This is a genomic window from Pseudomonas californiensis, assembly GCF_021147775.1.
In the GTDB taxonomy this organism is placed as follows: domain Bacteria; phylum Pseudomonadota; class Gammaproteobacteria; order Pseudomonadales; family Pseudomonadaceae; genus Aquipseudomonas; species Aquipseudomonas californiensis.
Genome location: NZ_JAGTPK010000014.1, coordinates 69,657 through 81,998 on the forward strand (window position 1 = coordinate 69,657; position 12,342 = coordinate 81,998).

Annotated in this window: 10 protein-coding genes; all 10 read left to right on the top strand. The window is 59.6% G+C overall.

Going from position 1 to position 12,342, the window contains the following annotated elements:
* Positions 1 to 51: 51 nt before the first annotated feature.
* The 10 genes from KDX37_RS29425 (at position 52) to mdtD (ending at position 12,223) form a co-directional block, all read left to right on the top strand.
* Positions 52 to 186 (top strand): hypothetical protein, encoded by a 135-nt coding sequence (locus tag KDX37_RS29425; RefSeq protein ID WP_264759261.1) that lies wholly within the window; start codon positions 52 to 54, stop codon positions 184 to 186.
* 202 nt (positions 187 to 388) lie between these two features.
* Complete coding sequence (locus KDX37_RS15585) at positions 389 to 1,336, top strand: choline ABC transporter substrate-binding protein (protein ID WP_231653577.1); 948 nt, start codon at positions 389 to 391, stop codon at positions 1,334 to 1,336.
* 64 nt (positions 1,337 to 1,400) lie between these two features.
* On the top strand, positions 1,401 to 2,249 hold the full coding sequence (gene choW / locus KDX37_RS15590) for a choline ABC transporter permease subunit (RefSeq protein WP_231653651.1): 849 nt from the start codon (positions 1,401 to 1,403) through the stop codon (positions 2,247 to 2,249).
* Positions 2,246 to 3,424 carry a choline ABC transporter ATP-binding protein gene (gene choV, locus KDX37_RS15595; RefSeq protein ID WP_231653578.1) on the top strand — a complete coding sequence of 393 codons (1,179 nt, stop codon included), beginning with the start codon at positions 2,246 to 2,248 and terminating at the stop codon, positions 3,422 to 3,424. The genes choW and choV overlap by 4 nt, the downstream gene beginning before the upstream one ends.
* Before the next feature lie 257 nt (positions 3,425 to 3,681).
* Positions 3,682 to 4,269 (top strand): transcriptional regulator BetI, encoded by a 588-nt coding sequence (betI, locus tag KDX37_RS15600; RefSeq protein WP_231653579.1) that lies wholly within the window; start codon positions 3,682 to 3,684, stop codon positions 4,267 to 4,269.
* A gap of 110 nt (positions 4,270 to 4,379) precedes the next feature.
* The gene (gene betB / locus KDX37_RS15605; RefSeq protein ID WP_231653580.1) at positions 4,380 to 5,852 is read left to right on the top strand and encodes a betaine-aldehyde dehydrogenase; all 1,473 of its coding nucleotides are present in this window, start codon (positions 4,380 to 4,382) and stop codon (positions 5,850 to 5,852) included.
* Between the two features lie 201 nt (positions 5,853 to 6,053).
* A complete protein-coding gene (betA, locus tag KDX37_RS15610) occupies positions 6,054 to 7,754 on the top strand; it encodes a choline dehydrogenase (RefSeq protein WP_231653581.1) in 1,701 nt (566 codons plus the stop codon).
* A gap of 270 nt (positions 7,755 to 8,024) precedes the next feature.
* Positions 8,025 to 9,467, top strand: coding sequence for a TldD/PmbA family protein (locus tag KDX37_RS15615; protein WP_231653582.1), 1,443 nt, complete (start codon positions 8,025 to 8,027; stop codon positions 9,465 to 9,467).
* The gene (locus tag KDX37_RS15620; RefSeq protein ID WP_231653583.1) at positions 9,467 to 10,792 is read left to right on the top strand and encodes a TldD/PmbA family protein; all 1,326 of its coding nucleotides are present in this window, start codon (positions 9,467 to 9,469) and stop codon (positions 10,790 to 10,792) included. The genes KDX37_RS15615 and KDX37_RS15620 overlap by 1 nt, the downstream gene beginning before the upstream one ends.
* A gap of 9 nt (positions 10,793 to 10,801) precedes the next feature.
* Positions 10,802 to 12,223, top strand: a complete 1,422-nt coding sequence (mdtD, locus tag KDX37_RS15625) for a multidrug transporter subunit MdtD (RefSeq protein WP_231653584.1) — start codon at positions 10,802 to 10,804, stop codon at positions 12,221 to 12,223.
* Positions 12,224 to 12,342: the final 119 nt, after the last annotated feature.

Here is a 12,342-nt window from a genome sequence, read left to right on the forward strand (position 1 = left end):
TCAAGCCGCCATCCACTGCCATGGCCGCAGCATGGGCCTTTGCAGTGGCGCATGACACCTGATACCGACAGCATCCTGTCCGCTGGCGACTACGGCGTCGCGCAACGTGCCAGTTACCGTTTCTGGCCGCTTTTTGGCTGCTCCACCACTGTAGCAGTGCGCTTGCAGGGCTTAAAAAATCTGTAAGCGACCTTGCGCACACTGGATGCGACCCCGCCTGTACTGGATACGACGCCCCCTGTATGCGTTTGATTTTGCCTGTTACATGATCGGTCCCGACACGATCGCCAGGCGCAGTGATGGAGCTTCGCGAAATGCCTCGCCAACACCCAAGCCGCGTCAGCGCTCACCTGCTGATGACTAAAAAAAACTCACAGGAGTCCAACCCATGAAAGGTTCCAAATCGTTGCTGTTGGCAGCCACACTCTGTTTACCGGTGCTGGCACAGGCCGCCGAACCAGAGGCCTGCCACACCGTGAACTTCTCCGATGTAGGCTGGACAGACATCACGGTCACCACCGCAGTGACCAGCGCAGTACTTGAATCCCTCGGCTACAAAACCAAAACCACCATGATTTCTGTCCCCGTGACTTACAAGTCGCTGGCGGACGGCAAGAACATGGACGTGTTTCTGGGTAACTGGATGCCGACCATGGAAAACGACATCAAGGCCTATCGCGAGGCTGGCACCGTCGAAACCGTGCGCGCCAATCTGGAAAACGCCAAATACACCCTGGCAGTGCCACAAGCCCTCTACGACAAGGGCCTGAAAGATTTTTCCGATATCGCCAAATTCAAGAAAGAGCTGGATGGCAAGATTTACGGCATCGAACCCGGCAACGACGGCAACCGCCTGATCCAGAGCATGATCGACAAGAACGCCTTCGGCCTGAAAGACGCAGGCTTCAAGGTGGTGGAGTCCAGCGAAGCCGGCATGCTGTCGCAGGTTGATCGCGCAGCTCGCCGCAATACCGATGTCGTGTTCCTGGGCTGGGAACCGCATCCGATGAACACTCGCTTCAAAATGAAGTATCTGACTGGCGGCGACGATTTCTTCGGCCCCAACTTCGGTCAGGCCACGATCTACACCAACACCCGCAAAGGCTACACGCAGGAATGCAGCAACGTAGGCCAGTTGCTCAAGAATCTGTCGTTCACGCTGGACATGGAAAGCACCCTGATGGGCAATGTGCTGGACGACAAGATCAAACCTGATGCCGCCGCGAAGGCATGGCTCAAGAAAAACCCTCAGGTGCTCGACACCTGGCTCGCTGGCGTGACCACCGTTGACGGCAAACCAGGTCTGGAGGCTGCCAAGGCCAAGCTGACTCAGTAAGACGGCGGCAGGCGGGCTGGCCCCGCCTGCTGTTCTCATTCTTCTCCGTAAGCGGACAATCACTATCATGCTGACTGATCATAAAATCCCTTTGGGCGAGTACATCGCGGCGTTCGTCGACTGGTTGACGCGCAATGGCGCTGACTACTTCGATGCGATTGCCTCGACACTGGAAATGATGATCCACGGGTTTACCTTCGCGCTGACCTGGTTCAATCCATTCGTCCTGATCGGCCTGATCGCTGCCCTTGCGCACTTTATTCAACGCAAGTGGGGCCTGACGGTTTTTGTCATCCTCTCGTTCCTGCTGATCCTGAACCTGCATTACTGGCAGGAAACCATGGAAACCCTGGCTCAGGTGCTGTTCGCCACACTGGTCTGCGTCGTCATCGGTGTGCCTCTGGGCATCATCGCCGCGCACAAGCCGATGTTCTATACGATCATCCGCCCGCTGCTGGACTTGATGCAGACGGTTCCAACCTTTGTTTACCTGATCCCGACCCTCACGTTGTTCGGCCTGGGCGTTGTACCGGGTCTCATTTCAACGGTGGTCTTTGCCATCGCCGCGCCGATCCGCCTGACGTATCTGGGCATTCGCGATGTGCCCCATGAATTGCTGGACGCGGGCAAAGCGTTTGGCTCGTCGCGACGCCAGTTACTGACCCGAATCGAACTCCCTTACGCCATGCCAAGCATCGCTGCCGGCATCACCCAGTGCATCATGCTGTCGTTGTCGATGGTGGTGATCGCCGCGCTGGTCGGTGCAGACGGCTTGGGCAAACCGGTGGTCAACGCATTGAACACGGCTGATATCGCACTGGGCTTCGAAGCGGGCCTGGCGATCGTATTGCTGGCAATCATGCTCGACCGTATCTGCAAACAACCCGAAGCCAAGGTAGGGTCCGACGCATGAGCATCATCAAATTCGACCAGGTAGACGTCATCTTCGCCAAGGACCCGCGTGAAGCCCTCAAGCTGCTGGATGAAGGCCTCACGCGTGATCAGATTCTCAAGAAAACCGGCCAGATCGTCGGTGTGGAGAAAGCCAGCCTCGATATCGAGAAGGGTGAAATCTGCGTTCTGATGGGCCTGTCGGGCTCCGGTAAATCCAGCCTGTTGCGCTGCATCAACGGCCTCAACACCGTGAGCCGTGGCTCGCTGTTCGTCGAACACGAAGGCTCGCAGATCAACATCGCCAACTGCTCGGCCGCCGAACTGAAGATGATGCGCACCAAGCGTATCGCCATGGTGTTTCAGAAGTTCGCCCTGATGCCTTGGCTGACCGTGCGCGAAAACATCAGTTTCGGCCTGGAAATGCAGGGCCGTCCCGAGAAGGAACGGCGCAAGCTGGTGGACGAGAAACTGGAGCTGGTCGGCCTGACCCAGTGGCGCAACAAGAAGCCAGACGAACTGTCCGGCGGCATGCAGCAGCGTGTAGGCCTGGCACGTGCACTGGCGATGGACGCCGACATCCTGCTGATGGACGAACCGTTCTCGGCACTCGACCCACTGATCCGCCAAGGGCTGCAGGACGAACTGCTGGCCCTGCAAAGCAAACTGAGCAAGACCATCGTGTTCGTCAGCCATGACCTGGATGAGGCGCTGAAACTGGGCAGCCGCATCGCAATCATGAAAGACGGTCGGATCGTCCAGTACAGCGTGCCGGAACAGATCGTGCTCAACCCGGCTGATGAATACGTGCGCACGTTCGTGGCACACACCAACCCGCTCAACGTGCTGTGCGGGCGCAGCCTGATGCGCACCGTGGATCAATGCACCCGCGTCAACGGCTCCGTCTGCCTGGATCCGGGTGGCGACTCGTGGCTGGACCTGGCCGAAGGCAACGTCATCAAAGGCGCACGTCAGGGCGCTGGCACGCTTGACTTGCAGAACTGGACGCCGGGGCAGGACGTCAACACCCTCGATCGCCGTCCTACCCTCGTGCATTCCAACATCGGCATGCGTGACGCCTTGCAGATTCGCTACCAGACCGGCAACAAACTGGTCCTGCAGGACGGCAACCAGGTCGTCGGCATCCTCGGTGACACCGAGCTGTACCACGCCCTGCTGGGAAAAAATCACGGCTGATGCATGGGCTCCCACGGCATGCACTCCATCTGGAGGCATACCGTGGGAGTCAGCCGGGCGACATTCCGTTTGCTGAGAAAGAAGTCGCCACACCAGCCACCTGTTCAGCGCCTGTTACAGAGCCTTCGAGAGCAAGCCTCCTACCCTCCTTTCAAACACCTTGGCTTTTTATTGATTGATCGTTCAATCAAAAATCTTTAGACTGGCTCGACCATTTCGGTACCGCGATCACTTCAAAGCCCGGGAGAACTCAGTCAATGCCTAAAGTGGGTATGCAACCCATCCGCCGCCAACAGTTGATCCAGGCCACGCTGACTGCGGTCGATCAAGTCGGCATGGGCGACGCCAGTATCGCGTTGATCGCCCGGTTGGCGGGTGTCTCGAACGGCATCATCAGTCACTACTTTCAGGACAAGAACGGCCTGATTGCCGCCACCATGCGGCACTTGATGAATGCCTTGATCCAGACTGTCCGCGAGCGCCGGCAGGCCCTTACTGACGATAGCCCACGCGCACACCTGCAAGTGATCATCGAAGGCAACTTCGACGCCAGCCAGGTCAACGGCCCAGCCATGAAAACCTGGCTCGCCTTCTGGGCAACCAGCATGCATCACCCGTCGCTGCACCGTTTGCAGCGTATCAACGATCACCGCCTGTACTCGAATCTGTGCTGCCAGTTCCGCCGTGTATTGCCACAGGAACAGGCACGCAGTGCCGCACGCGGTCTCGCCGCCCTGATTGACGGGCTATGGCTGAGAGGCGCGCTGTCAGGCGATGCATTCGACACCGAACAAGCGCAACGGATTGCCTACGAATACATGGATTTCCAACTGGCGAAGCAGTGAGCCCAGGGCTTGACGCCCCCCCCTCACCGAACGACTGAACGCCCGTGTTGCCCAATGTTTCCGGCACACTGAAATCAGTCATCGCCCCCCACTGAATTTGCGAGGACTTTATGGCCCGTTTTGAATTGCAGAAACTCTATATCGACGGCGGTTATGTCGATGCCAGCAACACCGAAACCTTCCAGGCGATCAACCCGGCGAATGGCGAAGTACTTGCCGAGATCCAGCGCGCCAGCAAAGAAGACGTAGAGCGCGCTGTGGTCGCTGCTGAAAAGGGCCAGAAAATCTGGGCTGCGATGACCGCCGTCGAGCGCTCCCGCATCCTGCGCCGTGCCGTCGATATTCTGCGCGAGCGTAACGATGAGCTGGCAGCGCTGGAAACCCTGGACACCGGCAAGGCGATCTCCGAGACCCGCTTCGTCGACATCGTCACCGGTGCCGATGTGCTGGAATATTACGCGGGCCTGGTGCCCGCCATCGAAGGCGAACAGATTCCGCTGCGTGATTCGTCGTTCGTTTACACCCGTCGCGAACCGCTGGGCGTTGTGGCTGGAATCGGCGCGTGGAACTACCCGATCCAGATCGCCCTGTGGAAATCCGCACCGGCTCTGGCCGCAGGCAATGCAATGATCTTCAAGCCGAGCGAAGTCACCTCGCTGACCACCTTGAAACTCGCCGAAATCTACACCGAAGCTGGTGTGCCAAACGGCGTATTCAACGTGCTGACCGGCAGCGGCCGTGAAGTTGGCACCTGGATCACCGAGCATCCGCGCATCGAGAAGGTGTCGTTCACTGGCGGCACCGACACCGGCAAGAAAGTCATGGCCAGCGCTTCGAGCTCTTCGCTCAAGGAAGTGACCATGGAATTGGGCGGCAAGTCGCCATTGATCATTTTTGATGACGCCGATCTGGACCGCGCCGCCGACATCGCGATGATGGCCAACTTCTACAGTTCCGGCCAGGTCTGCACCAACGGCACTCGCGTGTTCGTTCCGAACGCATTGAAGGCCGAGTTCGAGGCCAAAATTCTTGAGCGAGTGAAGCGTATTCGCGCCGGCAACCCAGAGGACGAAAACATCAACTTCGGCCCGCTGGTCAGCTTCGAGCACATGGAAAATGTGCTGGGTTATATCGCCAAGGGCAAAGAGCAAGGCGCACGCCTGCTGTGTGGTGGCGAACGTCTGAGCGGTGGCGTCTTCGACAAAGGCGCGTTCGTGGCACCTACCGTGTTCACTGACTGCACCGATGAGATGACCATCGTGCGCGAAGAAATCTTCGGCCCGGTAATGAGCATCCTCGGCTACGACACCGAAGAGGAAGTGGTGCGTCGTGCCAACGACACTGACTTCGGCCTGGCTGCAGGCATCGTGACCCGCGACCTGAACCGCGCTCACCGCGTGATTCATCAACTGGAAGCCGGTATCTGCTGGATCAATGCCTGGGGCGAGTCGGCGGCGCAAATGCCGGTCGGCGGCTACAAGCAGTCGGGCGTGGGCCGCGAAAACGGCATCAGCTCCCTGACCCAGTACACACGCATCAAATCGGTACAGATCGAACTGGGCGACTACGCCTCGGTGTTCTAAGCATTCGTTGAGTTGGACTTCGTCTGAGGCGAGGCCTTTGCGCACACACCCGCTCCAACAGCTGAAAAGCGGGAGCGAGCAAGCTTGCGAAAGGGCACGTTTCAAGTAGCGCACTAGCATGGGGTGCTAGGGGTCGAGCGTCGAATCGCTCGACCTTGCGCTGAATTGCATTTGCCCCACCTACCTTGAGAGGGCGCAGTTATGTCCCAGGAATACGACTACATCATCATTGGCGCAGGCTCGGCCGGTAACACGCTGGCAGCCCGTCTCACCGAAGACGCGGGCGTCACCGTTCTGCTGCTGGAAGCCGGCGGCCCCGACTATCGTCTGGACTTCCGTACCCAGATGCCCGCCGCACTGGCTTTCCCGCTGCAAGGCCGCCGTTACAACTGGGCCTATGAAACCGAGCCCGAGCCGCACATGAACAACCGCCGCATGGAATGTGGCCGCGGCAAGGGCCTGGGTGGCTCGTCGCTTATCAACGGCATGTGCTACATCCGCGGCAACGCGATGGACTACGACGGCTGGGCAAAAGAGCCAGGACTGGAAGACTGGACTTATCTCGATTGCCTGCCGTACTTCCGCAAGGCCGAGACACGTGACATCGGCCCGAACGACTATCACGGCGGCGAAGGTCCGGTCAGCGTGACCACGCCGAAGGCAGGCAACAACCCGCTGTTCCACGCCATGGTCGAAGCAGGCGTACAAGCGGGCTACCCTCGCACCGACGACCTCAACGGCTATCAGCAGGAAGGTTTCGGTCCGATGGACCGCACCGTGACGCCGAACGGCCGTCGCGCGAGCACCGCACGTGGGTATCTGGACGAAGCGAAAAAGCGCTCGACGCTGACCATCGTGACTCACGCATTGACTGACCGTGTTCTGTTCGATGGCAAGCGTGCGGTCGGCGTGGCGTATCTGGTAGGCGACAGCGACACGCGCATCGAAGCCCGTGCCCGCAAGGAAGTGCTGCTGTGTGGTGGTGCGATTGCCTCACCCCAGATTCTGCAACGCTCCGGCGTCGGCCCGGCTGAAGTGCTGAAAAAGCTCGACATCCCGGTGGTACACGACCTGCCTGGCGTTGGCCAGAACCTCCAGGATCACCTGGAAATGTACTTGCAGTACGCCTGCACCAAGCCTGTGTCGCTCTACCCTTCCCTGCTGTGGTGGAATCAGCCTGCGATTGGCGCGCAATGGATGTTCCTCGGCACCGGTATTGGCGCCAGCAACCAGTTCGAAGCCGGTGGTTTCATCCGTTCGAGCACGGCATTTGAATGGCCGAACATCCAGTACCACTTCCTGCCGGTTGCGATCAATTACAACGGCACCAAGGGCGTGCAGGAGCATGGTTTCCAAGCGCACGTGGGCTCCATGCGCTCGCCGAGCCGTGGCCGTGTGCAGGTCAAGTCCAAAGACCCGCGCGAGTACCCGAGCATCCTGTTCAATTACATGGCGTCCGAGCAGGACTGGCAGGAATTTCGCGACGGCATTCGGCTGACCCGCGAAATCATCCAGCAACCGGCACTGGACCCGTACCGCGGCCGCGAAATCAGCCCAGGCATTGAAGTGCAGTCGGATGAAGATCTGGACACCTTTGTGCGTGAACACGCTGAAACGGCTTATCACCCGTCGTGTTCGTGCAAGATGGGCACCGACGAGATGGCGGTGGTCGATGGTCAGGGCCGCGTACATGGTCTGCAAGGTCTGCGCGTCGTGGATGCGTCGATCATGCCGCTGATCACAACGGGCAACCTGAATGCGCCGACGATCATGATCGCCGAGAAAATCGCCGACAAGATCCGTGGTCGCCAGCCTCTCCCACGCAGCACCGCTGACTACTACGTGGCCGGTGACAAGCCTGCACGCAACAAGCCACTGCGCGAGATCGGCGCTTCGGCCTGATCGCAGACTGGCTTGCTGAAAGGGCGGTGCATCCACTCGAGATGTACCGCCCGTGCAGCAACCTTCGCGTACAAGACAGCTATCCCCCGGCTCGCCCTCACTCGGTCAGCTCGAAGGTGTGCTTCAGCTCATTGCAATCCCCGCGCAAGCCTCTATCTCACGCTTGCAGGTGCAGCCCGCACGTCTACGGGTTAATCTCATGATTCATGGCAATGGGCCCACGAGGCCTTACGGACTTTACCGACCGCCCTCAAGAAGGAGCTTGTCTGCATGTTCGATTTCTCCGCGCAACTCAAGCAGCGTTTCGCTGCCCTCCAGAGCGATGCGCAATTCTTTTCTGTACGTTATGTCCGCCGCACTGGCCAACGCCTGTGCGTGCGCAAGAATGTCGCCGAACCGCCATCGTTGAGTAGCGACGAAGGTGCGATGCTCACGGCGCGTGTCAAAGGTGTCGAGGCCTACGCCGCCACCCACGATATCTCTCAGGCCGGTCTGCAGACGGCCCTGAATCAAGCTGTCGCCATGGCCAGGCGCCTTGCACCGCATGCGCTGCTGGACCTCTCAGACCACGCGGTCTCAACCGCACGCGCCGATTACCTGTCACCACATTTCAGCGATGCCTTCCCGCCGCTGAGCGACTGCATCGGGCTATTGATGGCCGAGTCCAACTCGGTCCCGCAAGACGAGCGCCTGGTCAGCTGGCAGGCGAGCCTGGGCCTGGAAACGGTTGAGCAGATCTACCTCAACAGCGCTGGCGCGGAAATTCGTCAGGCGCAGCGCTTTGTATATCCGGGCATGAGCGTCACCGCCTATGACGGTCAGGACAGCCAGACCCGCACCTTGGGTGGGGATAACTTTGGCCAGCAAGGCGGCATTGAAGTGCTGAGCCATTGCGGACTGATCGGTGCTGCAACGGTAGTTGCCGATCAGGCCTTGCAACTGATTCTCGCGCCCAACACGCCTACCGGCCCACGTGACCTGCTGTTGCTGCCCGACCAGATGACCCTGCAGATTCACGAGTCCATCGGCCATCCACTGGAGCTGGACCGCATTCTGGGCGATGAGCGCAATTACGCGGGCACCAGCTTCGTCAAGGCGTCGGACTTCGGCACGCTGCAGTACGGTTCCAGTCTGCTGAACGTAACGTTCGACCCGGAAATTCCGGAGCAACTGGCCAGTTACGCACATGACGATGACGGCACCCCGGCCAGCAAGCAGTTTCTGATTCGCAACGGCCTGCTGCAACGACCGCTGGGGGGTGCGCTGTCGCAATACCGCAGTGGTCTTGAAGGCGTTGCCAACAGCCGCGCCTGCAACTGGAACCGCCCACCGATTGATCGCATGGCCAATCTCAACATCGAGCCGGGCGATCAGTCGATGAACAGCCTGATCGGCAACATCGAGAACGGCATCCTGATGTCGAACAATCGCTCCTGGTCCATTGATGACGCGCGCAACAAGTTTCAGTTTGGCTGTGAGTGGGGCCAGTTGATTGAAAACGGTGAACTCAGGGGCGTCGTGAAGAATCCCAATTACCGGGCGATCTCGGCACAGTTCTGGAAGAGCCTCAGCGCGGTAGGCGATGCCAGCACATTCAAGGTGCTGGGCACCCCCAATTGCGGCAAGGGCGAACCCAACCAGGTGGTACGTGTAGGGCACGCCTCGCCCGCCTGCGTATTTACCCATGTCGATGTATTTGGAGGGGATGCCTGATGTCGCACCAACAGCAATTCGAGGCACTGGTTGCGGTGCTCAAGGCGGCCATCAGCCCGACCGAACAGTTCACGCTAGCGTACGACGCAGAGGTGTCAGACTTCATTCGCTTCAACCATGGCCAAGTGCGTCAGGCCGGCCAGGTGCAGCAGGCCATTGCGACCCTCAAGCTGATCGACGACGGGCGCCACGCCAACCTGGAACTCACGCTTTCAGGCGATACACAGACCGACACCCAGCGCTTGAACGAGGCCTTGCAGCAGTTGCGTGAAACGTTGCCGTCGCTTTCAAAGGACCCGTACCTGTTGCCCAACATGCAGGCGTGGCACAGCAACAACGTGCAGAACGTGCCGCTGCCGGACAGCGGACACGTCGTCGAGCACATCAGCGAACTGTCCCAAGGGCTGGACCTGGTAGGTTTCTATGCTGCAGGACCTCTGTATCGCGGTTTCGCCAGCTCTTGGGGCGCGCTGGGTTGGCATCAGGCCAACAGCTTCAACTTTGACTGGAGCCTGTTCCATGAAAACGGTCAGGCAGTAAAAGCCAATTATGCGGGTCACGACTGGAACACCGAAGCCTTCGTGCAGCGCTTCGAGCAGGCCCGCGAACAGCTGGAGTTTCTCGGTCGCCCACTGCATGCCCTGGCGCCCGGCCAATACCGGGCCTACCTGGCACCGGCGGCGCTGGACGAAGTCATCGGCATGCTGTGCTGGGGCGGGTTTTCTGCGCAGGCGCTGGCCAGCAAACGCAGCCCGTTGCAGCGACTGTATGACGGTAATACGCAGTTCAGCCCATTGATCAGTGTCGATGAAAAAGTCAGCGGTTCGCTGTCACCGGCCTTTTCGCGCGAGGGTTATCCACGCAAGGACCTGCCATTGATCGTCAACGGGCAGGCTGGCGAGCGGCTGGTGGATTCCAGCAGCGCCGCGGAATACGACCTGCCTGCCAACGGCGCGGATTACGGCGAGTGGCCCAGCGCACTGAACATTGCAGGCGGTTCGCTGGAACTGGATCAGGTACTGGAAAAGCTCGGTACTGGTCTGTACATCAGCAACCTCTGGTACCTGAATTTCTCCGATCGAGCCGCCGCACGTCTGACTGGCATGACACGTTTTGCGACCTTCTGGGTCGAAAACGGCAAGATCGTCGCGCCTGTCAGCACGATGCGTTTCGACGACAGCGCCTACAGTTTGTTGGGCAGTGCGCTTGAAGACCTGACCCGGGAACGGGAGCTGATTCTTCAATCCAGCACCTACAGCCAGCGTCAGACCGGCTCCATCGAACTGCCCGGAGCCTTGATCAACCGACTGACCCTCACGCTATAGAAGGAGCCTATGCAAAACTCCGCAGCGCCAAATCTGGACGAAAAGACCCTGCGCTGGATGCCCTGGGTCATTGCCATCGCGTTCTTCATGCAAAGCCTGGACGGTACGATTCTCAACACCGCCCTCCCGGCCATGGCACGTTCGCTGGCAGAAGACCCATTGCGCATGCAATCGGTGGTCATCGCCTACATGCTGACCATCGCCCTGCTGATTCCTGCGTCCGGCTGGATCGCCGACCGCTTCGGGATCAAGCGCATCTTCTTCAGTGCGATCCTGCTGTTCAGCTTCGGATCGCTGCTGTGCGCGCTGTCCAACTCGCTGAACATGCTGGTAGCGGCACGGGTGATTCAGGGGTTCGGCGGTGCGCTGATGCTGCCCATCGGGCGGTTGATCGTGCTGCGCGCCTATCCTCGTTCAGAGCTGGTGCGGATCATGGGGTTCATCACTGTGCCCGGCTTGCTCGGTCCTTTGCTGGGCCCGACACTGGGCGGCTGGATGGTTGAATACATGAGCTGGCACTGGATCTTTTTGATCAACATCCCAGTCGGCCTGCTGGGTTGCTACGCGGTGAAACACTTCATCCCTGACTTGCCCGGCGGCGGCCGGACGCGCTTCGACGGCGTCGGCTTTATCCTCTTTGGTGCGGCGATGGTGCTGATCACTATTGCGCTCGAAGGCCTGGGCGAACTGCATCTGCCGCACATGCGCGTAGTGTTGCTCCTGTTTGCGGGCATGGGTTGCCTGGCGGCCTACTGGCTGCGCGCCGGGCATATCGATTCGCCGTTGTTCGCGCCCTCGCTGTTTCGGACGCGTACCTTCGCGGTCGGCATTCTGGGCAACCTGTTCGCCCGCCTGGGCAGCGGTGCCCTGCCATTTCTGGTGCCATTGCTGCTGCAGGTCGCGCTGGGTTATTCCCCGTCACAAGCCGGGATGAGCATGCTGCCGCTGGCCGCCGCCGGAATGTTTGCCAAAACCGTGGCGCGTTGGCTGATCGACCATCTGGGCTATCGCGTCATTCTCACCAGCAATACACTGCTGCTGGGCCTGCTGCTGGCCAGCCTTGCGCTGGTGACGGTCGAGACGCCCTATTGGGTATTGCTGGTGCATCTGGGTCTGCTGGGGGCAGTGAACTCCTTGCAGTTCACCGCCATGAATACAGTCACCCTGATCGACCTTGATGATGCCAGCGCCGCCAGTGGCAACAGTCTGCTGTCTGTCGTTGCGCAATTGTCCTTGAGCCTGGGCGTTGCAAGTGCAGCGGCCTTGCTGGGCGGTTTCAGTGAAGAGGTGGCGACCGGTGAAGTCAGCGGAGTTCTGGGCGCCTTTCAGTTGACCTTCCTGAGTGTCGGCGTACTGGCGATGTTTGCGGCGGGGATATTCCTGCAATTGCCTCCGCGTGACGCCAGGGAACCCAAGGCCACCAAGGTATGAGTCGGACGCAGGATTTTTTCGAATGCAGCTCAGGATTGGTCGCCATTTATCGATAACGCCATCTGAGCCAGCCCTGCGACCTGATACACTGCGCGACATTTTTGTTTTGCAGGTCCATC

Excerpts from the sequence above, each read along its gene's own strand:
- KDX37_RS15585 (WP_231653577.1), top strand. The coding sequence starts at position 389 with ATGAAAGGTTCCAAATCGTTGCTGTTGGCAGCCACACTCTGTTTACCG.
- KDX37_RS15615 (WP_231653582.1), top strand. The coding sequence starts at position 8,025 with ATGTTCGATTTCTCCGCGCAACTCAAGCAGCGTTTCGCTGCCCTCCAG.
- KDX37_RS15620 (WP_231653583.1), top strand. The coding sequence starts at position 9,467 with ATGTCGCACCAACAGCAATTCGAGGCACTGGTTGCGGTGCTCAAGGCG.
- choV (WP_231653578.1), top strand. The coding sequence starts at position 2,246 with ATGAGCATCATCAAATTCGACCAGGTAGACGTCATCTTCGCCAAGGAC.
- mdtD (WP_231653584.1), top strand. The coding sequence starts at position 10,802 with ATGCAAAACTCCGCAGCGCCAAATCTGGACGAAAAGACCCTGCGCTGG.
- KDX37_RS29425 (WP_264759261.1), top strand. The coding sequence starts at position 52 with ATGACACCTGATACCGACAGCATCCTGTCCGCTGGCGACTACGGCGTC.
- betA (WP_231653581.1), top strand. The coding sequence starts at position 6,054 with ATGTCCCAGGAATACGACTACATCATCATTGGCGCAGGCTCGGCCGGT.
- betI (WP_231653579.1), top strand. The coding sequence starts at position 3,682 with ATGCCTAAAGTGGGTATGCAACCCATCCGCCGCCAACAGTTGATCCAG.
- betB (WP_231653580.1), top strand. The coding sequence starts at position 4,380 with ATGGCCCGTTTTGAATTGCAGAAACTCTATATCGACGGCGGTTATGTC.